Origin of the sequence: Paraburkholderia sp. J8-2, from assembly GCF_905220195.1 — a bacterium.
In the GTDB taxonomy this organism is placed as follows: Bacteria; Pseudomonadota; Gammaproteobacteria; order Burkholderiales; family Burkholderiaceae; genus Paraburkholderia.
On the sequence record NZ_CAJMZA010000029.1, the window covers coordinates 29,375 to 52,007 of the forward strand.

Below are 22,633 nucleotides of genomic sequence, written 5' to 3' on the forward strand. Positions count from 1 at the left end.
ACTCCGCTAGTCACGCAGGGATCGCAGCACTATGGCCTCGGTCGTCGCGTCACCCGTCGAACAAACGGAAGCTCCCGCCGAGCTGCCCAGTCTCTGGCAGTTGCGCGTGTTCGAGACGGTGGCGCGTCACGAGAACGTCACGCAGGCCTCGCAGGAGCTGTTGCGCTCGCAACCAGCCACCACGTCGTGTCTCGCGGCGTTCGAAACGCTCATGGGCGTGAGCCTTTTCGAGCGTTCGACCACGGGTACCTGGCTGGCGCCGGCGGGTGTCGCGGCGCTGGTGCGCACGCGCAAGATCCTGCAGGCCGTGCAGGAGGCGGTGGCGCAGGTGGGCAGCACGCGTAACGTGTCGCCGGGCGTGCTCGCGGGCGGCATCACGCGCACGCAAATGCGCTGCCTCATCGCCATTGCGGAGTGCGGTTCGTTTCGCGCGGCCGCACGGCAACTGGGCATTACCGAGGCTTCGCTGCAGCGCGCGGCGCGCACGCTCGAACAGAATCTGGGCGCGCCGCTCTATCGGCACTCGGCCTCGGGCGTCACGACCACCGAGGTCGGGCAAGCCTTCGCGCGCCAGTTGCAGACGATCTCGAACCAGATTGCCGCGATGGCCGATGCACTGCGCGCGTATCAGTTTCCCGTGGAGCGCAGCGTGACGGTGGGCGTGCTGCTGCTCGACCCGTCGATCCTGATCGTGAGTGCGATTCGCGAGCTCAATGCGCATTTTCCCGATGCGCGTGTGGTGATCATCAACGGCACCTACGACCAGTTGCTCAACAAGCTGCTGCGCGGCGAGATCGATTTCATGCTGGGCGTGCTGAAAAACCCCGACCAGTCGTTCGATTTCGTCGAGGAGCCGCTGTATCACGAGCGCTATTGCGTGGTCGCGCGGCGCGATCACCCGCTTACGCGCGAGCCCGCCGTGACGGTGGACGCCTTGCGCAACTACCGCTGGATCTTGCCGCCGCGCAGTTCGCCGCGCCGCGAGGCCTACGAATACGTGTTTTCCGAAGGCGCGCCGCCGCTCGCGAGCATCGAGACCTATTCGCTTTCCACCATTCGCATCACGCTCTTCGACAGCGACATGCTCACGGTGCTGAGCTGGACCGAAGTGCTGAGCGAACGGCGTTTCGGTCTGCTTGCACCGCTGACGATCGACGTGCCGTGGGACGGCCCGATCGTCGGCATCACGGCGCGGCGCGACTGGAAGCCCAACGACGTACAGGAAACGTTTCTGCGCAGCGTGCGCCGCAACGCGCAGGCGATGACGGGCGGACAGGGCACGTAGGGCGTCGGCGCTTTCCCTTCTTTCCTGCAGGCCAGAAAGGCTTGCATTTCCTCGGGTTTCCACTCAGATGTCGAACGAACCTACCGTCGCGTTCGCGCCTGCGCGCGCGCATGCCCCCCTGTTGTCCTTTTCCTCGTTTCGCAGCCTGCTGGCCGTGCGCATTGCGTGGACGGTGGGCATTCAGATGCTGTTCGTCGCGATCGGCTGGCAGATGTACGCGCTCACGCACGACGCGTGGGCGCTCGCGCTGGTCGGGCTCTATCAGTTCTTCCCGGTGCTGTTGCTCACATTGCCCGCGGGACACGCGGCCGACTCGTGGCGGCGCGCGCGCATCGTGCTCGGCTGCCTCGCGGTGCAGGGTGTCGTTGCCGCGGCGATGGCGTTCGCCACGCACCGCAACGGCCTCACGCGCGACGCACTGCTGCTGGCCTCCCTGCTGCTCGGCGCAGCGCGCGCGTTCCAGATGCCGGCGCTGCAGGCGCTCGTGCCTTCCACAGTGCCGCCGCCGCTCCTGAGCCGCGCGATGGCGGCCGTCTCCACCGGCTCGCAATCGAGCGTGATACTCGGGCCCGCGCTAGGCGGGGCGCTCGTGAGCTTCGGCATCGGCGTGGTCTATGCGGTCGCGGCGCTGCTCTTTCTCGCAGCGGCGCTGCTCGCACTCGGCCTCAAGGTGCGTGAAGTTCAACGCGAGCGCCGCGCCGCCACGCTCGACGCGCTGGTGGGCGGCCTGCGCTTCGTGTGGCGCAAGCCGATCATTCTCGCGGCGATCAGCCTCGATCTCTTCGCCGTGCTGTTCGGCGGTGCGGTGGCGCTGCTCCCCATCTACGCCGATACGATCCTGCACGGCGGCCCCGTCATGCTCGGCTGGCTGCGCGCGGCGCCCGCCGCAGGCGCGTTCGCGATGTCGCTCTGGCTCGTGCGCTACCCGCCTAAACGCCGCGTGGGTGTGACGCTGCTCGCCTCGATTGGCGTATTCGGCCTCGCGACGGTGGTGTTCGGCGTTTCGACGAACCTCTGGCTCTCGCTGCTCGCGCTGATCATGACAGGCGCGGCGGACATGGTGAGCGTGGTGATTCGCCAAACGCTCGTGCAGCTTGAAACACCCGACGAAATGCGCGGCCGCGTCAGCGCTGTGAACGCGATTTTCGTGGGCGCGAGCAACCAGCTCGGCGAATTCGAATCGGGCTCGCTCGCCAGCGTGATCGGGCCGGTGGGCGCGGTCGTGCTGGGCGGCGCGCTGACCTGCCTCGTGGCGCTGACGTGGGCGTGGCGCTTTCCGCAACTCGCGGCGCGCAAGACGCTCGATGGCTGAGCGCGGCGCTTGCAAGCCGTACAGCAATAACTGATGACGGCCCGCTCTTTTTCTATGCCGCTGAAAGTCGGCGGCTCACTAGAATCAGGTCTCCTGACAATGATATCGGCGCCGAACAAGACGGCGCGCCTCTAAGGAGACGGAGGGTTCATGCAACTCATGCAGAGCGGGCAAAGCCCATTTCAGGACCAGCGCGTCCTGAGCAAAAACCAGCGCACGCTGCTCGCGCTGATTGGTATAGGCAGCATGCTGGAATTCTGGGACGCCTATCTGATCGGTTTCATCATGGCGTTTCTCGTCAAGCCGTGGGGCATGACATACGGGATGATGGGCACGGTGCTGCTCGCTTCGGGCGCGGGCGCGATCGTCGGCGGCGTGGTCTGGGGCATGATGGCCGACCGCTTCGGCCGCAAGCCCGTGTTCGTCATCTCGCTGCTGCTGCTCGCGGCCATGAGCCTCGGCCTCGCATTCACGCCCACGGGCGGCTGGATCTACATGGCGGTGCTGCGCACGGTGATCGGCTTTTGCACCGGCGGCTATTTCATTCAGATCGCGCTCGTTAACGAATTCATTCCGCCGCGTCGGCGCGCCGCGCTCACGGGGGTCGTTTCCGCCATCACGACTTGCGGTCTGTTGCTCGGCGCGTTCAGCGGCGCCTTCGTGATTCCGGCGATCGGCTGGCGCTTCACGTTCGCGCTCGGCGCGGCGCCCGCGCTCGTGGCGTTGATCGGCGCGTTTTATGTACCGGAGTCGCCGCGCTGGCTGAGCCTGCAGGGCCGCCGCGAAGAAGCTCGCCGCGCCGTGCAGTGGGCGCTCGGCACGGCCGCCGAATGGCGCGACGAAGAGAGCAGCGCGAATGCCGAGAGTGCGGTGCGCCGCCCGCCCGCCTCGCGCTGGTCGGAGATCTTCTCGTACCCACGCAGCGTGGTAACGGCCACGCTCATCAACATCGGGCTGATTTCGGGTTACTACGGCATCGTGCTGTGGGCGCCCACGCTGCTCGCCCAGGTGCAGTCGGTCACGCCCGCGGGTGCGTCGCGCTTCATGATCGGCTTCAGCGTGTGCGGCATCGTCTCGCGTCTTGCGGCTGCGAGTCTCGCCGACCGTATCGGCAGGCGGCGCACCGGCGGGTACTTCGCCATTGCCGCCGCGATTGCCGCGCTGCTGGCGGGCTACGTGGGCCACGGCGACTTGCTCGCGCCTTCGTGGTTCTGGCTGCCGCTGCTGCTCGCATTCGTGTTCGCCGACGGCAGCTTTTCCGTGTGCGCGGTCTATTCCACCGAAATCTGGCCCACGCGGCTGCGTGGCAGTGGCTCGGGCTACGCGGGCCTCGCGGGGTCGGTGGGCAAGATGATCGGCCCGGTCGGACTCGCGTGGGTCGCGGGGTCGAACAACATGGTGATGCCTTCGGCCACGCTCGGCGTGATCGTGCCGGCGTTCCAGTTCCTTGCGCTGTGCCTCCTGCTGTGCGGCGTGACCTATCTCTTCGTGGGGATCGAGGCGCGCGGCAAAACCCTCGAATCGCTCGACGAAGGCTTCGCTCAACAGCGCGAAGCGGCGCACGCCATGCCGCCGGCCAACGACCGCAGCGGGACCTGACGTCCTGGGTTCAGCAAAAACCGATTGCGGCGGCCGCTTTCCGATTGGTGACGCGAAGCCGCAAAAAATACACTGGTTCAGACTCGCGGCGCCTTTCTGGCGCCGTGCAACAGAGGACTGAAATGAAGAGATTGCGCGTGGGCATGGTGGTGCCTTCACTGAACACGATTGCCGAAGATGATTTTCGTCTGTTCTGCCCCGAGGACGTTTCGTATCACGTCCATCGTATCCGCCTGAGGAAGGAGGGGGGCCGCGTGACGATGGAAAGCCTGCAGCGGGCCTGGCTCGAAGCGGCCGAGGAGACGGAATACCTGAAGGACCTTTCGCCCGACGCCGTGGTGTTCAACTGCACGGGCGCGAGCGTCGCAAACGGCGCGCAAGGCGACGCGCTGCTCGCCGCGCGCCTTGCCGGGCGTCTTGGCCTGCCTGCCACGAACACGATGGTCGCGATCAAGGAAGCGCTCACGGCGCTGCACGCCGAGCGTCTGCTGCACGTGTGCCCGTTCGCCGACGAGTTCTCGCGCATCGAGCGCGAGTCGCTCGAAGCCTCGGGGCATGCCGTGGCGCGCACGGTATCGCTCGGCTTCACCGACGCGAAAGAGGCGGCGCTCATGTCGCCGGAGCGCATTGCAGGGATCGTGCGCGAGCAGATCGACGCGGACATCGGCGCGGTGCTGCTCTCGTGCGCCAATGTGCGCGCCTTCGAGACCGCGCACGCGTTGGAGGCCTCGCTCGGCATGCCGGTCGTAACGAGCAATCAGGCGACGTTGTGGGCCGTGTTGCGGCTTGCAGGCTGGCAAGGCCGCATTGCGGGCGCCGGCAGCCTGTTCGGCGCGTAATGGATGCGCGCACAACGGTCGTCAATCCGGTAATCCACTACGAAATAAATGAGAAATAGCATGCATATTGTCGATGCCCAGGTGCACGCATGGGTGAACGGAGATTCGACGGGTCATCACCGCCGCACGCCGATCACGCGCGACGTGCTCGTGGACGAGATGGTGCGCGCGGGCGTGAACCGCGTCCTGCTCGTGCCGCCGCTGTGGGACCCCGAGGGTAATGCCTATTCGCTCGCGCTCGCGCAGGCGGAGCCGGAACGTTTCGCGGTCATGGGGCTCCTGGGTGCGGACGTGACGGACCCGGCCGCCGCCATCGAGCGCTGGCGCGACGAGCCGGGCATGCTCGGTGTGCGCTTCCTGTTCAACACGCCGGAGCGCCTTGCGCCGCTGCTTGAAGGCCGCTACGAACGTGTGTGGCCGGTGGCGCAGGAAAGCGGGCTCGTGGTCGCATTGCATGTGCCGGGCGCGCTCGGCGAGGCCCACGCCATTGCACAGCGATTTCCGCGCTTGCGCCTGATCGTCGATCACCTGGGCGTGCCGCGCGGCGCAAGCGGCCCGGCGGCGTTCGACCATCTGCCCGAGTTGCTCGCGCTCGCGCAACACCCCAACGTGCATGTGAAAGCCGCGGGCGTGGGCGACTATGCGCTCGATCCCTGGCCGTTCCGCTCGATCGAGGCGCCGTTGCGGCAAGTGTTCGATGCGTTCGGCGCCGAGCGCGTCGTGTGGGGCAGCGACCTGTCACGCCTGCACCACCCGTATCGCCAGTGCGTGACGCACTTCAGCGAAACGCTCGCCTGGCTTTCCGCAGCCGATCGCGCGGCCGTGATGGGCGGCAACCTGTGCCGGTTGCTGGGCTGGAACCAGGCAATCAGGGCATGAGTGATGCGCGCGGCGCGGCCCCATAATGTGCGGTTCGCGAAGCGCGCAGCAGCAACACAGAACACACATAACGATATCGGAGACACAACATGCTGACCCCTGGCGGCTGGCCTTGCATCATCCTGCTCTACCTTTACGGAACCGTGGCGACCTCGCTCGTCACACAGTCGGTGCCCGTGATCGGCGACATCGCGCACCAGTTCGGTCTTTCGCACGCGGCGGCTGGCTGGGTGATCTCCATTCCCTCGCTCATCACGGCCGTGCTCGCCCTGTTTGGCGGCTGGCTCGTCGATCGCATCGGCGACAAGCGCGTGATCGTGGGCGGATCGCTCTTCGCGCTCGCGGGCAACCTTGGCGTGGTGGTGGCGCACGACCTGAACATGCTGTTCGCGAGCCGCCTCCTTGAGGGCGTGGGCTATCTCTCTCTCACGGTGGGCGCCGTCACGCTCATCATGCGCACCACGAGCGGCGCGCGCCGCGGCATCGCGCTCGGCCTCTGGACCTCGCATACCGCGGTCGGCATCGGGCTCACGCTGAGCGTCGTCGCACCGCTCGCGCAACGCGGCGAAATGTGGCGCTGGGCCTTCGGCGGCCATGCCATTCTGATGGCGGCCCTCGCGCTCGCAGGCTTCCTGCTGCCGGGCAAGACGCAGCACATGGCCGCGCGCCGGCTCGCCGACATCTGGACCGTGGTGAAGAGCCCGCGGCCATATCGCGTGGCGCTGGCTTCGGGCGCTTCGGCGTTCATCCAGACCGGCATCATGGCCGCGCTTACCGTGTATCTCGCGAAGACGTTCGGCGTGGCGATTCGCACGGCGGCCGGCGTGGGGACGGTGGCGGAAGTGTTCGTGTGCATCGGCTGCCTTTCGGTCGGGCATCTGCTCAAGGGGGGCACGAGTGCGCGCCTCATCGCGTCGGCAGGCGGCGTGGTCGCGCTCGCTGGCGGCGTGGCCCTCTATCTGCCGTTGACGGGCTTGAGCGGCGCGGTGGCCGCGGTGTGCGTGTTTTCGGTCGGCATTGGCCTGCTGAACGGCCTGATCTGGACGATGGTGCCGGCCGCCGCGCCGAGCCTCGCGACCATGGGCGCGACGAGCGGCCTCGTTGCGCAGGCAACCTATCTCGGCGTGCTGCTCGGGCCGCCCGCGATTTTTGCGAGCCTCTACGAGAGCGGCTGGACTGTGCGCATCGGACTCGTTGTGCTTGCCACCTTGCTGCAACTCGCACCGTTGCCGATCTGGGGACGTAGCGCATCGCGCAGCGAAGAGTCCGGCGCCCAGGCGACCGGTTCGGCGCAGGCCGCGGCGGGAGGCAACTGACGCAAAGGATTCGGCCTCCTGCGCAGGGAGGCCAGCGTGACCCAGGTACTCTACATAACAATCAGTATGACTAAGGAGACGAAATTGAAACAAGGAGACTTTGCAGTCAAACGCACCTGCGTAGCGAGCCTCATATCCGGCGTGGTTGCGGGGCTGTTGCTGGGCGCGGGGGGCATGGGCGTGGCGCACGCGCAGAGCAGCGTGACGTTGTACGGCGTGATTTCGGAATCGCTGGAATATGTGAGCAACTCGAAGGGCAATCATCTTTTCGCGCTTTCCAACGCAGGCATGATGCCGCCGCGCTTCGGCCTGCGCGGGGTAGAAGATCTCGGTGGCGGCACCAAGGCCATCTTCACGCTGGAAAACGGCTTCAACGTGACGAACGGCGCGATGCTCAACGGCGGCATGTTCGGCCGGCAGGCCTATGTGGGCTTGAGCAACGACCGGGCGGGTACGGTCACCATGGGCCGCCAGTACGAGGAAATGACGAACACCATGTGGTTCGCCACCGCCTCGAACGTGTTCGCCGGCTACGGCGCGCACATTGGCGACAACGACAACATGTTCTTCACGAACCGCTTCAACAACGCGGTTCGCTATGCCTCGCCCACTTACTCGGGTTTCTCGTTCGCGGGCAGCTATGCGTTCTCGAACTCGACCCAGTTCTCGAACAACAACGGCTTTAGCGGCGCGATGACCTATACGAGCGGGCCGCTCAAGGTCGGCGCAGCTTTGACGCAGTTCAACCGGCGCAGCAACGCGGTGCCTTCGAACACCACGACCGGCGCAGTCGACAGCACGGGCTGGGGCTTCAGTTCGCCGTTCGTGACGAGCACGAACGGCGCGGGCACGGATCAGCAGCGCATCATGGGCGTGGGCGGCAGCTACGACTTCGGTTCGTTCCACGTGCTCGGCAACTACACGAACGTGCTGTTCAATTATTCCGATTCGACGGGATTGCGCCTGCAGAACTTCGAGGCGTCGGCGTACAAGTTCGTCACGCCGTTCGTCGAAGTCGGGCTCTCGTATGTCTACACGCTCGGCAACTATTCAATCGGGCGCTCCACGCACTATAACCAGCTCGATCTCGCGGGCCATTATCTGCTCTCGAAGCGCACCGAGCTGTATCTCATCGGCATCTACCAGCGTGCAAGCGGTCCGGGCACGTATGCGCAGATCTATACGGCTTCGCCTTCGTCTGGAAAGAGTCAGACGCTCGTCGAGACGGGAATCATGCACAAGTTCTGATTGGCGCCCGGGCGGGGCAGCCTTTGGGCGCCCCGTTTCATCGGGACTTTTCAATACGCTTTCCGTTCACGCATTAAGCAATATCGTATGGGGGACGCACAGCGATAAGCGCAGCGAGCCTGGGAGCGCATACAATTGAGCCGGACACACTCAGAGTTGAACGGCGATGCGCATTCTTGTGATCGAAGACGAGCCGAAGACCGGCGCGTATCTGAAGAAGGGCTTCGAGGAATCCGGCTATGCCGTGGACGTTGCCGCGGACGGCGCCGAAGGCCTGATCCTCGCAAAGGAGGCCGCGTACGACGTGATTGTGCTCGACGTCATGCTGCCCGCCATGGACGGCTGGACGGTGCTCAAAACGCTGCGCACGACGCACACCACGCCGGTGCTCTTCCTCACCGCGCGCGACGATATCAGCGACCGCGTGAAGGGGCTCGAGCTGGGCGCGGACGACTACCTCGTGAAGCCGTTCGCGTTCGTCGAACTGCTTGCGCGCGTGCGCACGCTGGCCCGCCGTGGCCCCCCGCGCGAGAGCGACGTGCTCCTGCTAGGCGACCTCGAAGTGGACGTGACGCGCCGGCGCGTGAAACGCGGGGCCGCGCGTATCGACCTCACGCCGAAGGAGTTTTCGCTCCTGCAGCTGCTCGTGCGCCGCCAGGGCGAAGTGCTCACACGCACGCAAATCGCTTCCTACGTGTGGGACATGAACTTCGACAGCGACACCAACGTCGTGGAAGTGGCCATCCGCCGCCTGCGCGCGAAGGTGGACGACGCCTTCGACGTCAAGCTGATCCACACCGTGCGCGGCGTGGGCTACGTGGCCGAAATCAAAGGGAACGCCTGATGCCGCGCATCGCGGTGCGCTCGCTCGCGACAGGCCTCGCGCTGAGTTTCGCGGGCACGACGCTCGCGGTATTCGCACTCGTGGGCAGCACGCTCTATTTCACGCTGGACCGCGAAGTAAAGCAGCAGGACGACCTCGATATCGTGCTGATTTCGCGGCATACGCGCCGCCTTGCGCAGGAACTGCACAGCGAGCACGACGTGCGTGAACATGCGGAGCGGCTCACGAGCCAGGTGCTCGGCAACCCCGCGCTTTCCATGGAAATTCTCGGCACCGGCGGCGCGCAACTGGCCGAGCACAACACGGCGGGCATTGCCGACGCCGCGTTTCCCGATGCGGCGCTCGCGCGGCGCCTGCCGCCGGCGCAACGCATTACCGAAGGCGACGTGGTGGAGTGGCGCAACGCCCGCGGCGTGCCAGTGCGCGGGCTCGCCACGGACGCTACGCTCGCGGACGGCACGCCGGTCACCATCGTCATCGCGCGCGACATGACCGACCGCTGGCGCCTGCTCGACCACTATCGCGAGCGGCTCTATGGCTTCGGACTTGCGGGCATGCTGCTCGCGTTTCTCATGAGCTGGCTGCTCGTGCGCGAGTCGCTGCGCCCGCTGCGCGAGATGGCCGCGCGCGCGGCCACGGTCACGGTGGACCGGCTCGATACGTCCATCGAAGTCGAGGGCGCGCCGAGCGAGCTGCAAGCGCTCACGAAGTCGCTCAACGCCATGCTCGAACGCCTGCACGGCGGCTTCGAGCGCATGTCGCAATACACGGCGGACCTCGCGCATGACATGCGCACGCCGCTCGGCAATCTGCGCGGCGCAAACGAAGTGGCGCTCGCGCGCGAGCGCAGCACCGCCGAATACGAGGCGTTACTCGAATCGAATCTGGAGGAATGCGAACGGCTTTCGCGCATGATCGAAAGCGTGATCTTTCTCGCGCGCGCGGAGCACCCGCAATTCATGACGACGCTCGCGGAGTTCGACGTGCACGATGCGCTCACCCAGATTGCCGAGTACTTCGAAGGACTGGCCGACGAGGCGGGCGTGCAGATCTGCGTGCAGGGCGCGGGCCGCCTGCGTGCGGACAAGGAATTGTTCCGGCGCGCCGTGGGCAACCTGCTCGCCAATGCGCTGCGCTATACGCCGCGCGGCGCGGTAATCACCCTGAGCGTCGAAGAGACGCCAAAGGCCGTCGAAGTGACGGTGGGCAATCCCGGCACGCCCATCGACTCCGCGCTGCTGGAGCGCATTTTCGACCGTTTCTATCGCGCCGATGCGTCGCGCCATAGCGAGCCGCGTGCGGGGGCATCGGCGGGGCTGGGGCTGGCGATCGTGCGCACGATCATGGCGCTGCACGGCGGTTCCGCACGCGCCGAAAGCGACGCGGGCAGCACGCGGTTTATCCTGACGTTTTTGCGCCCTTAGCGCTCAAGTCGCTCAGTGCTGCACGGTCCCAGCCGCCACCGAGCGCCTCTAGCAGTTGCACGCTCGCATCGAGCCTTCTGCCCGCAATCTGCTCCTCGTTGCGCTCGTTCGAGAGCGCGATGGTCTGCGCCGTCACCACGTCGAGATAGGTCACCGCGCCCGCCTGGTAACGGTTGGTGGTCAGCTTGAGCGAGAGTTGCGCGGCGGCGGTCGCGCGCTGCTGGCTTTGCGCTTCACTGGCCAGCGTGTCGAGCGCGCTCAGGTTGTCCTCGACTTGCTGGAATGCCGTAAGCACCGTTTGCCGGTAGCCGGCCACGGACGCGTCGTATTGCGCGTTCGCGCCTTTGAGCGTGGCGTCGCGCCGGCCGCCGTCGAAGAGCGTGCCAGCAAGCTGCGAGCCGAGCGACCAGAAGAGGCTCGGTGCGCTGAGCCACGGCGCGAAAAACGTGCTTTCGAGGCCCGCCGTGGCGGAAAGCGTGAGGTCGGGATAAAAGGCCGCATGCGCCTCGCCGATTCTTGCATTGGCCGCTGCCACGCGCCGTTCGGCTGCGGCAATATCCGGGCGCCGTTCGAGCAGCGCCGAGGGCACGCCTGCGGGAATCGACGGCACGATAACAGGATCGACGCGCGGCGGCAGGCTGAACGTCGAGGCGGGTACGCCGATCAACGTGGCAATGGCGTGCTCGCGTTGCGCGCGCTGCACGTCGATATCGCTGTCGGCCGTGCGCGCGCTTTCGAGCTGCGTTTGCGCCTGGGCGACGGCGGAGGCGTCGATCGCGCCATCGGCGAGCTGCTGCTGCACGATGCGCAGCGCGGCCGTGTAGGCGGTCACGGTGTCGTCGAGCAGCTTCTTCTGGCGATCGAGCGAGCGCAAATCGAAGTAGTCCGTAGCAAGCTGGCTCGTCATCGAAAGACGGACCGATTCGAGGTCGGCTTGCGTGGCCTGCGCGTTGGCATGCGCCTCGGTGGTCGCGTCCTTTACGCGCCCGAACAGGTCGGGTTCCCAGCTTGCCGTGAGCCCCGTCGAATAGTCGGGAATCGTCTTGCCCGCAAGCGAACGGTCCACGAGATTTTGCGAGGTCCGGTAGCGCTGCGCGGCCACGCCCGCCGTGACGACAGGCGCATAACCGGCGCGTTGATAATCGATCATCGCGCGCGCGGCTTCGAGATTGGCAACGGCCTGGCGCACGGTCTGGTTCGACACATCCACGCGGGCTTCGAGCTGGTCGAGGTCGTTGTCGCCGAAGAGGGTCCACCACGGGCCGCGCGGTTTGGCGTCGCCGGGTGCAGCGACGCTCCAGCCGGGTGCCGCTGCGGGTGGTGTGGTGGGTGTGGCGTAGTGCGCGGGGACATCGGCCGAGGGCACGCTGTAATGCGGCAACGTGGTGCACGCTGCGAGTGAGGCTGCCGTGCAGGCCACGGCGATCCGGCGCAACGCGGGCAGAGGGCGTTCGAACATGATGAGCCTCGCTTACGCTTTCGCGGCCGTCGAGGCCGCCGCCACGCGCACGCTCTGGCCGCTGGCAATGGCGTCGCCGGGGTTGTTGATGACGCGCTCGGTGGGCGCGAGGCCCGTCGCAATTTCCACATACGTGCCGAAATCGCGGCCTATGGTCACCTTGCGCAATTGCACGGTGTTTTTGGCATCGACCACCGCGACTGTCACGCCGTCCGGGCGGAACAGCAGCGCGCTCACGGGCAGTTCGAGAGCGGGCGCGGCAGCCGTGAGCGCAAGATGAACCTGTGCGTAGGCGCCGGGCATCAGCGCGCCATCGTGGTTGTCCACATCGACTTCCACGCGCAATGTGCGGCTCACGGGGTCGATCACGTTCGAACTGCGCGCGACACTCGCGTCGAAACGGCGGCCCGGATATTGTTGCGTCGTCAACCAGACGGTCGTGCCGGGCGTGACGAGGCTCGCGTCGTCTTGCGGCACGTCTACGTACACGCGCAGCCGGTCGGTCTGTGCGATGTGGAACAGTTCGCCGGGCATGGTCGCGAGGCCAGGCGTGCCGCCCGCCGTAACGAGCGCGCCCACCTGCACGTTGCGCGCGGTGATCACGCCGTCGAAGGGCGCCGTCACGTTCTGGTACGAAACCAGTTCCTGGAGCCGCGCCACGTTCGCCTGCGCGGCCTGGAGCGTGGCGAGTTTCGCGGCGGCGTCGCTCGTCTTCGACTGCGCGTCCTGCTCGGAAACCGATTGCGTCTGCAACATTGTTTGCCAGCGCTGCGCGGTGCTGTTCGCAAAGCGATAGTTGGCCTGCGCCGTGGCTTCGTCGGCGCGTGCCTGCTGGAGTTGCGCGTCGAGTTCGGGTGTGTCGATCTGCGCGAGCGTCTGGCCGGCCTTGACGTGCGCGCCGATATCCGTGGACCAGTGCTGCACGTAGCCACTCGTGCGCGCATAGATCGAAGCGTCGGCCCACGACATGATCGAGCCGGGCAGCAGCAGGTCCTGCGTGGCGGGCGCGCGCGTGGGCGTGAGGGTGGAGACGACCAGCTCGCGCTGCGCCGCGACCTGTTCTGCCTGTGCCGTGTGCGCCTCGAGGCGCGGCACGATGCCCGCGGTGAGCAGCGTTGCAGCGATGGCGAGGCACGTAAGGCCGATGATGACAGCCGTGCGCTTGCGTGCAGTCGCTTCAGTTGCGGCCGGTAGTGCCGGGCTGTCACGATGCTCGTGCGGAGTGAGCGGGTTCATTTTGGAATCCTTATTCAACGTGAGTGGTTGCACTGGCTTGCGCATCGTTGCTGGCATCGCGGGCGGCGCGGCGTTTCGCGAGCCAGCCGTGCACCATGCCGAACACGACCGGCACGAATACGAGCGTGGAAAGCGTGCCGATGGCGAGGCCGCCGATCACGGCGCGTCCGAGCGGCGCGTTCTGCTCGCCGCCGTCGCCGAGACCGAGCGCCATCGGCAGCATGCCGATCAGCATGGCGAGCGCGGTCATGAGCACCGGGCGAAAGCGGTTGAAGCCTGCGTCGAGCGCGGCGGCGAGCGGCTCCATGCCCGCTGCGAGCGACTCGCGCGCCGTGTTGATGACGAGAATGCTGTTCGCCGTGGCAATGCCCATACAGAGAATCGTGCCCGTGAGGGCCGGCACGCTGAGCGTGGTTTGCGTGACGAACAGCATCCACGCGATGCCGGCGAGCGAGGCCGGCAGGCCGCTCACGATGATGAGCGGGTCGAGCCACGACTGGAAGTTCACGACCATCAGCAGATAGACGAGCGCGATGGCGAACACGAGCCCGGCTGCGAGGCCGCTGAACGAGGCGTTCATCGACTGCACCTGGCCGCGCATCACGATCGACGAACCGGGCGGCAATTGCGCGCGCGCCGCGTTGACGAGGCGGTTCACGTCGGAGGCGACGCCGCCCAGGTCGCGCCCCTGCGTGGAGGCGAAGATATCGAGAACGGGCTGCACGTTGTAGTGCGAGACCACGGCCTCCTGCTCGCTGCGCGAGACAGTGCCGAGCGTGCCAAGCTGGTTCTGCGGCGTGAACGTGACGGATTGCGACGTCGTCACTGGAATATTGGCGAGCGTTTGCAGCGAATGAATGTCGTATTGCGGCACTTCGGTCACGAGCGGATAGCTCACGCCGTTCTTCGGATCGAGCCAGAAGTTAGGCGTGGTTTGTGAGCTGCCCGAGAGCGCAATGAGCAGATTCTGCGCGACGTCGTGCTGTGTGAGGCCCGCTTGCAGTGCCTTCGTGCGGTCCACGTTCACGTTGATGGTGGGTTCGTCGCCGGGCTGCTGGATGCGCGCATCGACGAGGCCGCGCACGCCGCGCATTTCGTCGAGCAGGTGGTTCGCGACGACGCGGTTCTGCGCGAGCTTGTTGCCGACGATCTGCACGTCGATGGGCGCAGGCAGGCCGAAGTTCAGGATCTGGCTCACGATGTCGGCGGGCAGAAACGCGAAGGTCACGCCCGGAAAGGCGGTGTTGAGCACGTTGCGCAGCTTCGCGACATATTGCGGGGTGGGCTGGTGCTTCGGCGCGAGCGTGATGAGGATGTCGGCGTCTTCGGGGCCAATGGGGTCCGACGAGTCGTACGTGAGGTTGATGCCGCTCACCGGCACGCCGATGTTGTCGAGCACCGCGGCCTGTTCGGCGGGCGGAATCACGCTGCGGATCTTCGCTTCGACTTCGTCGGTAATGCGCGCCGTTTCTTCGATGCGCGTGCCGGTGGGCGCGCGCAGATGCAGGCGGATCTCGCCGGTATCGACGGCAGGAAAGAAGTCGCGGCCCGTGAACGGCACGAGCACGAGCGAGCCGAGGCAGAGCGCGACCCACAGCACGACGAAACGGCGGCGCTGCGCAATGGCGGCTTGAAGCCAGGCGCGATAGCGGTTGCGCACCGCTTCGAAGCGGTGTTCGAAGCCCGCCTGGAAGCGCGTCAATGCGCCGGCAATGCCGCGCGAGGGGGCGGAGCCCGGCGTGCGGGCGCGCAGCAGGTACATGGCGAGCGTGGGAATGAGCGTGCGCGAGAAGAAGTACGACGCGCACATGGCGAACACCACGGCCTCGGCGAGCGGCACGAAGAGGTAGCGCGCGACGCCCGAAAGCAGGAACATCGGCACGAACACGATACAGATGGAGAGCGTCGAAACGAAGGTCGGCACGGCAATTTCGCCGGAGCCGTTGAGTATGGCGTCGTGCAGCGGCGCACCGCGCTCCAGGTGGTGCGTGATGTTTTCGATAGCGACGGTTGCGTCATCAACGAGTATGCCGACAGCGAGCGCCAGGCCGCCGAGCGTCATGATGTTGATGGTTTCACCGAGCGCCGCGAGCGCGATGAGCGACGTGAGCACGGCAAGCGGAATCGTCACGGCAATGATGAGCGTGGCGCGCCAGCTGCCGAGAAAGAGCAGGATCATTGCGGCAGTGAGGCAGGCCGCAATGAGCGCTTCGCGCACCACGCCCGAGATCGCTGACTTCACGAACACGGACTGATCGGAGAGCGGCGTGATCTTGAGCGCTTTCGGCAGGCCTGCTGCGATCTTCGGCAGCATCGCCTTCACTTGCTGGATGATCGTAAGCGTCGAGGCGCTGCCGGTTTTTTCGACGGTGAGGAGCGCCGCGCGTTTGCCGTCCGCGCGCACGATATTCGTTTGCGGCGCGTAGCCGTCGATCACGTGCGCCACGTCGCGCACATACACCACGCTGCCGTTCACGGTCTTGATCGGCAGGTCGTTGAGTGCGGCAACCGTTTGCGTGCTGCCGTTCATCTCCACGTTGTATTCGCGCGAACCAATCTTGGCCGTGCCGCCGGGCAGGATGAGGTTCTGCGCGTTCACGGCGTTCGCGACGTCGGCGGGGGCGAGTCCTTTTGCCTGCATCGCTTTCGGATCGAGCTGCACCATGATCTGGCGGATCTTGCCGCCATAGGGCAGCGGCACGGCCGCGCCCTGGACGGTGGCGAGCTGCGTGCGGATGAAGCTGTTGCCGAGGTCGTAGAGCGACTGCTCGGGCAGCGTCGCGCTGGAGAGTCCCAGTTGCAGCACCGGCACCGTGGAGGCGTTGTACGTGATGATGTTCGGCGGCAACGTGCCCGGCGGCAGTATGCGCAGGATCGAAGCGGAGTTCGACGCGGCTTCGGCAATCGCGCGGTTGATGTCCGCGCCCGGATGGAAGAACACCTTCACGACCGAGACGCCGTTGAGCGACTGCGATTCGATGTGCTCGATGTCGTCCACGTCGGAGGTGAGGGCGCGCTCGTAGTTCGAGGTGATGCGGTGCGCCATGTCCTCGGCGGAGAAGCCGTTGTAGGTCCAGACAATGCTGACCACGGGGATATTGATGTTCGGAAAAATGTCCGTGGGCGTGCGCATGATGGCAAGCGGCCCGAGGATGAAAAGCAGTACGGCCAGCACGATGAACGTGTAAGGCCGCCTGAGAGCCAGTTTGACGATCCACATGACGGTGTCCGGGTTGGGGCAGGATTGGCGCAAGTATCGGGAGGGCGCGCTTACCCGGCGCTGACCTCGACATTACGGATTTGTCATGTTTGACGTGAAGGGGTGTTGGCCGCGCATCGGCCGCGCGAGGCGCGTCGCGCCCAGATAACGAACTCGTAATCGGCGGGTCAGCATTGGGTCAGCGCCGCGCGGCCAGAATGCAGTCAACCTTCGCGACATTGCCGAGGGCGGCCGAGGCGGCATCGCTTCCCGATGCAGCGGCCATTCATTGAGAGGTGAACATCATGAAAGCACTCGTTTCCACATTGCTCGTTGCCTGCGCTCTGGCCGCTCCGGCTGCCGCTTTCGCACAGACCGCCACCCCGGCCAACACGCCGGTCACGCGTGCACAGGTCGTTGCCGATCTCGTGCGGCTGGAGCAGACGGGGTACCGTCCGACGGCCAACGATCTCAACTATCCGGATGACATTCAGCACGCGGAAGCGATCGTGGCTCAGGAGCAGGCGCAAACGGCACAGCAAGCCGCGCCGGGCAACACGGCGGTTGGCGGCGTGGCGATGACGGGCAGCTCGGACTCGGGCGCGCCGATCGTGGCCAGCGTTGCCGGCGGACGGTCGATTTATGCGGGCCACTGAGTTGACCACTGAGCGCTTGAACGCGGCGCGGCAGCCCCCGGCGATAGAGCCGGGCGCCGCCGCGTATTCCGATTGATTGAATCAAACGTTTGCGCGGACGTCATTCGCACACCATCCCCGTCTTGCTGGCGCAGTCACGTTAGAATCCCGACCCTCAATAAAAAAGAACGTTCAAACGGGTGCCATGCGTATGCGAAGTGGACTGGATATGCGTCGGGAGGTCCGAACGCCGCTGTTGTTTGCCCCGCTGCTTCTGAACAAGGACGGCAGGGCCCTCGCGCAGGTCGCTGACCTCAGCTCGCGCGGGGCGCTCCTGCACGCGCGCAACGGTCTGCTCTTCCGCGGAGAGACAGTCTCGGGCTGGCTGCAATCGGCGCCGATCGACGACGAAGACGAGATCGTCCTCGCCGTCGCGCTCGATGTGCGCTGGATCACCGAGGATCAGGAAAGAGGATGGAGCCGTGTGGGTTGCGAGATGCACCCGCTGGATCGGCGCTCGATGGCCCGTTTGCAGGACCTGATTGCGAAGGCCGCGCCCTAGCCGTTCGACATTTCATGCGTGGCCGCTAAAGTTTGTAAGCCGCCCGCCGAAAATCCATGCATGGCGCACGAACAACCCAAACCTCCTCCAAACGATCCGATCTGGGCAGAAGCACGGGCGCTGGAGGCCAGCATCCGCGCGATCAGGCATGCACAGGGAAAGTTGAACCCCGAAGACTGTGCGCCGGGCAGCCCGGAATGCCTCGCGATCATGGAAGCATTCGTGCGCGATGTCGGGCGTGTGCTTGCGCTCGATATGCTCGAGCGCGAAAAGGAAGATGACAGCGATGTGAACGGAGCGGGTTCCACCGGGTAGGTGAAGACGCATCGAGGTAAAGTTCAACCCAAGGGCGTAAAGCCATCAGGGCTCCAGTCCTCGCTGCCCACGCCGTGATGCACGAAAAAGAACCCTTGCGGATCGTAGCGATCCTTGATCGCCTTGAGCCGCGCGTAGTTGACGCCCCAAAACGCCTCGCGCCAATCGTCGCGAAAAAAATCGGTCTCCGAAACATAGGAGCCGCCTTGCGGCGATAGCGCCTTGAGTATGGCCGCAGCCTTGGCCACATTCGCAGCGTTGCGATGCGCCTGCGACATGTCGGGCGGGGCGATGGGGAGGCCCGGAAATGGCGGTGGGCCGCCGGTGGCGACGATCGCGAGGCCGAAGGCGTCGGCCACGTTCGGATTCGTGGCGCACTGACGCGCCGCTTCGTTCACCTCCGGCGGTGCACCGGCGAGTCCTTTGTTGAAATGCAACTCCACGGCTTGATACTGGGCGGCCGCGACGAAGGCATCGACAAGGCGGCCGCGTTGCGCCGGTTCGAGCAGGGCGGCGGGCAGCCATTGCGACTCGTAGGCGTGCAGGAATACGGAGGCCTGCTCGCCATCGCCTTGCCACCAGCCGTGGTTGTGTGCGGCTTCGGCGCGGGGGTCCGCCACGAGTCCCGGGTTGGCATCGACGTCCCACCAGCGGCGCGACGGGCCAGCGCCGACGCGAGGTCCTTCGTTCAAGGTGAAGTCGGGCGGCGAAGCGCGGACCCAATCGATGATCGGTGCCCAGACCGACTTCGCCTCGTGGTCGTCGAGGCCCTGGCATACCATCGCCACCTCGATCTCATCGCTGTGAAAGACGAATCGCTCGCCCCATGCAGGGTTGAACAGCTTGTCTGCATAGTGATCGACGAGCCGCGCAGCCAGCCGCCGGTAAGCCTCACGCGACGAAGCCTTGACCTTGAACCTGGCCCAGCCGAAGTGTTCGGGCAGGTCGTGGGTCTGTAGCGTGATGCGGGTCACCACGCCGAAACTGCCGCCACCGCCGCCCTTGAGCGCCCAGAAAAGATCGGGCTCCTGGCATGCGTTCACCGTGCGGACAACGCCGTCGGCGGTGACGATCTCGGCCTGCAGCAGGCTCGCGGCCGCGAGGCCATACCGCTTGGACCAGGACCCGAAACCGCCGCCCAGAACGAGGCCGGCCACGCCCACCGTCGTGCATCCACCGCCCTGGACGTAGCGCCCCGCCTGAGTCGTGACGGCGGTGTAGACGTCGATCCACATGCAGCCTGCCTCGACCGTCACAGCGGGCTTCGGTGTCGTCGAGCAACCGGCTGGAACGAACGCGTCGTGGAGTTCGATACGCTTCATGCCGCGCGTCCAGATCAGAAGAGAATCGGGCGCGTTCGAGCCGCCCAGGTAGCTGTGGCCTCCGCCTTTCACCACCAGGCGTAAATTGTGCCGGCGCGCGAAATTGACGCCCGCAACGACGTCTGCGGTGGAACGCGCGGCCACTGCGTAGGCGCTTGCCTTCGCCGTCCAGGCATCGAGCCAGCCGGAGATCTGGGTGCCGCCGGCGTCGTCGCCGAGCGCGAACGGGTTGCGCGCTTCCTTGACTCTCGCGAGGCACGCTTGCTCGTGTGGCGCTTGTGCGCAGGTCTGCCAGATCGTGGTGGGTTGCAGCAAGTTTGCGCCGACTGCCTGGCGCAATGCGTCCCATTGCTGTGCATTCGGCCAGCCAGGGTCGCCTGGCCGCACACGCCCCGCGCGCGCCGAGGCGGGCAGCGCGTCGGCGAAGGTCGAGGCGGTGGCGAAGCACGGCAGCGCCATAACCCCCTTTAGCAGGCTTCGTCGCTTCATGACGACGTTTCTCCTCACGATGGGTGAAACGCTTAGCTTTCCAAATGATGATGCAGTGCTGCCAGCGCGTGCTGCTCGACGGGGCACGCTGAGCGCAAGCGTCACTCGTGCCGCGTCTCCGCCCCGCGCAGCACGAACAGCGTCACGCTCTGCGCGGGCAGGCTCGCGCGCAGCGTGCCGTCCTGGTAGCGCGCGTCGGGCAGGCGCGCAAGCTGGTTGTTCGCGAGCCGCCAGGTTTGGGCCACGCCGCTCGCGGCGAAATGGTCGAACGCGACGGCGGTGTCGGCGGACCGGTCCAACTGCTTGTTGATGACCACGAGCGTGAGCGCGTGGTCGCGCTCGCGCAAGGCGGCGAACGCGGATACCGTGTCCGGGTCGCTCGCGCTCGCGGCGATGCTGGTCGCGCCGAACGCCGAGCCGTTGCCGTCGTAGTTGCGGTAGAGCTTGAACGCCTTGTACACCGGCATCGATGGATCGAGCTTGCCCCAGCGCGTGGCGATATCCAGCCCTTCGCGGCCGAAAATGCCGAGCACGTCGGCCTGGGCCGTCGCGCCGTTCATCAGCGTGTCGCCGCCCCAGCTGTATTCCGTGATGGCGATGGGTGTGCCTGGGTAGTAGTACGTGTCGGCCCAATGACGCATCAGCGGGATCAGCGCCACGACGCTGTTGATCCACGTGGGGTCTTTGTAGTTCGGGTCCCACAGGTCGCGCGTGGAGCGGTTGCGCAAGAGCGCCATAGCCTGCGCGTTCGCCACGCCCGTTTCGGCAAATTCGCCGCCTTGCGGATAGAAGTGGAGGCTGAACACGTCCACCGGATGGCCCGCCGCTTTCCATTGCGTGAGCAACCAGGGCACGTAGGGCATGCCCTGAGTTTCGCCTGCGCGGTCGGGCGTGCGGTCGAAGCCGTGGTCCGCTGCGTATTGCTGGTCGAAGCCGCTGTAGAAATAGCCGGGCCAGCCCCATTCTTCCGGCGCGAAGATCTGCGCGTGCGGGTCCGCCGACTTCACGGCGCGCGAATAGGCGATCACCTTGTTGGCGATCTCGCTCGCATGCGCGCCCGTGGGGTGCACGTCGCGGTGGTTGATCTGCCAAAGGCTCGGCTCGTTGTCGAGCGCGAAGTAGCGCACGCCGCCTCCGTTCGCGCCGCCGAACCGTTTGACGAGATCCGCCACGCGCGCCTGCTCATTTTGCGGGTCGTCCGGTGTCGAGGCATCGTTCGCGTCATTGCCGTCGATCGGCTTGCCGCCTGCCGTGACGCCATTGCCGGCATCGGCGTGGCCGTTCACATCGCGGTTTGGCTGCGGGCCGTATTTGGCGATCGAGAAGCTCGCGAGGGTCTCGCGCGCCGGCCCGAGTTTCGCCACACGGCCGAGCATCGGAATGGTCACGATGGGCGTGGCGCCCGCCGCCTGGGTGAACGCGACGAAGCGCTCGCCGAACTGCTCGTCGATCGCGGCGGGATTGGCCGCAACGCTTTCGAAATACCAGTCCTTGCCCGCATTGCGCGCGTCGATGCGCCAGTTATAGGCCGAGGCGCTGTTGCCGCCCGAGCGGTTGAGCGGCGCGCGCAGGTCTTGCAACACGGCGGTCGTGCCGAAGTTGATACCGTAAATCAGCGGGCTGATGGGGTGCCGGCCCGCCGCGGCATCGACCGAGATGGCCACCGGCAAGGGCGTGCCGGAGGTCGCGCCGGTGCAGACCGCAGCGCCCGACATGAGCACGCCGGCCAGCAGCGTGTGCAGGCGAGGGCGCCTGGTGCGCTCAGTGCGCTCAGCGAGCTTGGGGCGAGACGTGGTGAACCGGCAAATCGGCATGGTCGGCAAGATCGTCGTGTTCGCTGTGCAACTCGCCCGCGCGCCGGATCTACGCGAAGATCGCGCGAACCGCTGTGGTTTTGCCCGGCGTGAGCGTAGGTGGAGAGACGAACGAAATGAGCAGGAGGTAGACGAGCTAGTCGAACAGTGCGCCGATCAGGCCGTACTCGAACTCGGGGATGTTTTCGTACGCATTATATGCGTCGTCGAATCTTCGATGCTGGCCCGCAACCGTTTCTGTATGGTAGTGATATGAACAAGCCGTGCGGTCAATCGGGCCGCCGTTGCGCGGACAACGAGTGTGAAGCGAAGCCGCGCAGGCCGCGTTCATCGCCCCGGCTGCAAGTGGCCCCAGCTCACGAGAATGGCCTGAATGCTGCGCGCATAGGCATCGCGCTCGTGCGGCGATTCGGAGTGGTACGCGCCGATGGCGCGCCACGTGTTGCCGTATCGCACCATCTTTTGCTTGAGCAGCCACGCGGCCACGAAGATATTCACGCACGGGTCCGTGAGGGCGCCGTGCGGAATGCCCTCGCGCGAAAGCTCGGAAAAATGGATCGAGTTGATCTGCGCTTGCCCCACGTCGATTGAGCCGTTGGCATTGTGATTGATGGCCGCGGCGTCCCCTTTCGATTCACGCCACGCCACCGCGCGCAGCACGAGCGGATTCACGCCCTGGTAGGCGCCGGCCTTTTCAAAGCATTCGTCGGCGGGCTGCGCAGCGTGCGCGGCGGTTGCGCCGAGCGCCGCGAGGCTCACGAACGTGACCCACGCGCGGACGACTCGGCGTCGCAGGCTCAGGGCGTTGGTCTGCTGCTGCATGGGGCGAAGCTCCGGGTTAGGCGTCATGCGCGAC

The 22,633-nt window shown here is 66.0% G+C and carries 19 protein-coding genes; 13 read left to right on the top strand and 6 right to left on the bottom strand.

Annotated features, from left to right (window positions below):
• The first annotated feature begins 31 nt into the window (after positions 1–31).
• The 9 genes from U5A52_RS35015 (at position 32) to U5A52_RS35055 (ending at position 10,746) form a co-directional block, all read left to right on the top strand.
• Positions 32–1,285 carry a LysR family transcriptional regulator gene (locus tag U5A52_RS35015; RefSeq protein ID WP_321915147.1) on the top strand — a complete coding sequence of 418 codons (1,254 nt, stop codon included), beginning with the start codon at positions 32–34 and terminating at the stop codon, positions 1,283–1,285.
• A gap of 67 nt (positions 1,286–1,352) precedes the next feature.
• Positions 1,353–2,597, top strand: a complete 1,245-nt coding sequence (locus tag U5A52_RS35020; protein ID WP_321938555.1) for an MFS transporter — start codon at positions 1,353–1,355, stop codon at positions 2,595–2,597.
• Positions 2,598–2,747: 150 nt separating this feature from the next.
• On the top strand, positions 2,748–4,196 hold the full coding sequence (locus U5A52_RS35025; protein WP_321938557.1) for an MFS transporter: 1,449 nt from the start codon (positions 2,748–2,750) through the stop codon (positions 4,194–4,196).
• Between the two features lie 122 nt (positions 4,197–4,318).
• The gene (locus U5A52_RS35030; RefSeq protein WP_321938558.1) at positions 4,319–5,035 is read left to right on the top strand and encodes a hypothetical protein; all 717 of its coding nucleotides are present in this window, start codon (positions 4,319–4,321) and stop codon (positions 5,033–5,035) included.
• Between the two features lie 60 nt (positions 5,036–5,095).
• Complete coding sequence (locus U5A52_RS35035; protein WP_321915142.1) at positions 5,096–5,914, top strand: amidohydrolase family protein; 819 nt, start codon at positions 5,096–5,098, stop codon at positions 5,912–5,914.
• An 89-nt stretch (positions 5,915–6,003) separates the two neighbouring features.
• Positions 6,004–7,230: an MFS transporter gene (locus U5A52_RS35040; RefSeq protein WP_321938560.1), complete on the top strand. Its 1,227-nt coding sequence runs from the start codon at positions 6,004–6,006 to the stop codon at positions 7,228–7,230.
• Positions 7,231–7,314: 84 nt separating this feature from the next.
• Entirely contained in the window at positions 7,315–8,478 is a 1,164-nt protein-coding gene (locus U5A52_RS35045; RefSeq protein WP_321938562.1) for a porin, read from the top strand.
• A 166-nt stretch (positions 8,479–8,644) separates the two neighbouring features.
• Positions 8,645–9,322, top strand: a complete 678-nt coding sequence (locus tag U5A52_RS35050; RefSeq protein WP_321915139.1) for a heavy metal response regulator transcription factor — start codon at positions 8,645–8,647, stop codon at positions 9,320–9,322.
• An 8-nt stretch (positions 9,323–9,330) separates the two neighbouring features.
• Positions 9,331–10,746: a heavy metal sensor histidine kinase gene (locus tag U5A52_RS35055; protein WP_321938612.1), complete on the top strand. Its 1,416-nt coding sequence runs from the start codon at positions 9,331–9,333 to the stop codon at positions 10,744–10,746.
• On the opposite strand, the gene U5A52_RS35060 is transcribed toward U5A52_RS35055, so the two are convergent.
• From U5A52_RS35060 to U5A52_RS35070, 3 genes are read right to left on the bottom strand one after another with little or no spacing between them, the layout of a single operon-like run.
• Complete coding sequence (locus tag U5A52_RS35060; protein ID WP_321938564.1) at positions 10,721–12,205, bottom strand: efflux transporter outer membrane subunit; 1,485 nt, start codon at positions 12,203–12,205, stop codon at positions 10,721–10,723. The genes U5A52_RS35055 and U5A52_RS35060 overlap by 26 nt on opposite strands.
• A gap of 12 nt (positions 12,206–12,217) precedes the next feature.
• Positions 12,218–13,441 (bottom strand): efflux RND transporter periplasmic adaptor subunit, encoded by a 1,224-nt coding sequence (locus tag U5A52_RS35065; RefSeq protein WP_321938565.1) that lies wholly within the window; start codon positions 13,439–13,441, stop codon positions 12,218–12,220.
• Between the two features lie 10 nt (positions 13,442–13,451).
• The gene (locus tag U5A52_RS35070; RefSeq protein WP_321938567.1) at positions 13,452–16,661 is read right to left on the bottom strand and encodes an efflux RND transporter permease subunit; all 3,210 of its coding nucleotides are present in this window, start codon (positions 16,659–16,661) and stop codon (positions 13,452–13,454) included.
• 284 nt (positions 16,662–16,945) lie between these two features.
• Between U5A52_RS35070 and U5A52_RS35075 the strand changes: the two genes are divergently transcribed.
• The 3 genes from U5A52_RS35075 (at position 16,946) to U5A52_RS35085 (ending at position 18,152) form a co-directional block, all read left to right on the top strand.
• Positions 16,946–17,296 carry a DUF4148 domain-containing protein gene (locus tag U5A52_RS35075; RefSeq protein ID WP_321938569.1) on the top strand — a complete coding sequence of 117 codons (351 nt, stop codon included), beginning with the start codon at positions 16,946–16,948 and terminating at the stop codon, positions 17,294–17,296.
• 208 nt (positions 17,297–17,504) lie between these two features.
• Entirely contained in the window at positions 17,505–17,837 is a 333-nt protein-coding gene (locus U5A52_RS35080; protein ID WP_321938571.1) for a PilZ domain-containing protein, read from the top strand.
• Between the two features lie 60 nt (positions 17,838–17,897).
• Complete coding sequence (locus tag U5A52_RS35085) at positions 17,898–18,152, top strand: hypothetical protein (RefSeq protein ID WP_321915132.1); 255 nt, start codon at positions 17,898–17,900, stop codon at positions 18,150–18,152.
• A gap of 23 nt (positions 18,153–18,175) precedes the next feature.
• Here the strand turns inward: U5A52_RS35085 and U5A52_RS35090 are convergent, their stop codons facing one another.
• Positions 18,176–19,963: an FAD-binding oxidoreductase gene (locus tag U5A52_RS35090; RefSeq protein ID WP_321938573.1), complete on the bottom strand. Its 1,788-nt coding sequence runs from the start codon at positions 19,961–19,963 to the stop codon at positions 18,176–18,178.
• A 101-nt stretch (positions 19,964–20,064) separates the two neighbouring features.
• On the bottom strand, positions 20,065–21,777 hold the full coding sequence (locus U5A52_RS35095) for a glycoside hydrolase family 44 protein (protein ID WP_321938574.1): 1,713 nt from the start codon (positions 21,775–21,777) through the stop codon (positions 20,065–20,067).
• Between U5A52_RS35095 and U5A52_RS35100 the strand changes: the two genes are divergently transcribed.
• Positions 21,776–22,033 carry a hypothetical protein gene (locus tag U5A52_RS35100; RefSeq protein ID WP_321938578.1) on the top strand — a complete coding sequence of 86 codons (258 nt, stop codon included), beginning with the start codon at positions 21,776–21,778 and terminating at the stop codon, positions 22,031–22,033. The two genes, U5A52_RS35095 and U5A52_RS35100, sit on opposite strands and share 2 nt — an antisense overlap.
• A gap of 71 nt (positions 22,034–22,104) precedes the next feature.
• Here the strand turns inward: U5A52_RS35100 and U5A52_RS35105 are convergent, their stop codons facing one another.
• Positions 22,105–22,599: a lytic transglycosylase domain-containing protein gene (locus tag U5A52_RS35105; RefSeq protein ID WP_321915128.1), complete on the bottom strand. Its 495-nt coding sequence runs from the start codon at positions 22,597–22,599 to the stop codon at positions 22,105–22,107.
• Positions 22,600–22,633: the final 34 nt, after the last annotated feature.

Excerpts from the sequence above, each read along its gene's own strand:
- U5A52_RS35060 (WP_321938564.1), bottom strand. The coding sequence starts at position 12,205 with ATGTTCGAACGCCCTCTGCCCGCGTTGCGCCGGATCGCCGTGGCCTGC.
- U5A52_RS35025 (WP_321938557.1), top strand. The coding sequence starts at position 2,748 with ATGCAACTCATGCAGAGCGGGCAAAGCCCATTTCAGGACCAGCGCGTC.
- U5A52_RS35080 (WP_321938571.1), top strand. The coding sequence starts at position 17,505 with ATGCGTCGGGAGGTCCGAACGCCGCTGTTGTTTGCCCCGCTGCTTCTG.
- U5A52_RS35075 (WP_321938569.1), top strand. The coding sequence starts at position 16,946 with ATGAAAGCACTCGTTTCCACATTGCTCGTTGCCTGCGCTCTGGCCGCT.
- U5A52_RS35020 (WP_321938555.1), top strand. The coding sequence starts at position 1,353 with ATGTCGAACGAACCTACCGTCGCGTTCGCGCCTGCGCGCGCGCATGCC.
- U5A52_RS35015 (WP_321915147.1), top strand. The coding sequence starts at position 32 with ATGGCCTCGGTCGTCGCGTCACCCGTCGAACAAACGGAAGCTCCCGCC.
- U5A52_RS35105 (WP_321915128.1), bottom strand. The coding sequence starts at position 22,599 with ATGCAGCAGCAGACCAACGCCCTGAGCCTGCGACGCCGAGTCGTCCGC.
- U5A52_RS35100 (WP_321938578.1), top strand. The coding sequence starts at position 21,776 with ATGGTCGGCAAGATCGTCGTGTTCGCTGTGCAACTCGCCCGCGCGCCG.
- U5A52_RS35070 (WP_321938567.1), bottom strand. The coding sequence starts at position 16,661 with ATGTGGATCGTCAAACTGGCTCTCAGGCGGCCTTACACGTTCATCGTG.
- U5A52_RS35095 (WP_321938574.1), bottom strand. The coding sequence starts at position 21,777 with ATGCCGATTTGCCGGTTCACCACGTCTCGCCCCAAGCTCGCTGAGCGC.
- U5A52_RS35040 (WP_321938560.1), top strand. The coding sequence starts at position 6,004 with ATGCTGACCCCTGGCGGCTGGCCTTGCATCATCCTGCTCTACCTTTAC.
- U5A52_RS35050 (WP_321915139.1), top strand. The coding sequence starts at position 8,645 with ATGCGCATTCTTGTGATCGAAGACGAGCCGAAGACCGGCGCGTATCTG.
- U5A52_RS35085 (WP_321915132.1), top strand. The coding sequence starts at position 17,898 with ATGGCGCACGAACAACCCAAACCTCCTCCAAACGATCCGATCTGGGCA.
- U5A52_RS35090 (WP_321938573.1), bottom strand. The coding sequence starts at position 19,963 with ATGAAGCGACGAAGCCTGCTAAAGGGGGTTATGGCGCTGCCGTGCTTC.
- U5A52_RS35035 (WP_321915142.1), top strand. The coding sequence starts at position 5,096 with ATGCATATTGTCGATGCCCAGGTGCACGCATGGGTGAACGGAGATTCG.
- U5A52_RS35030 (WP_321938558.1), top strand. The coding sequence starts at position 4,319 with ATGAAGAGATTGCGCGTGGGCATGGTGGTGCCTTCACTGAACACGATT.
- U5A52_RS35065 (WP_321938565.1), bottom strand. The coding sequence starts at position 13,441 with ATGAACCCGCTCACTCCGCACGAGCATCGTGACAGCCCGGCACTACCG.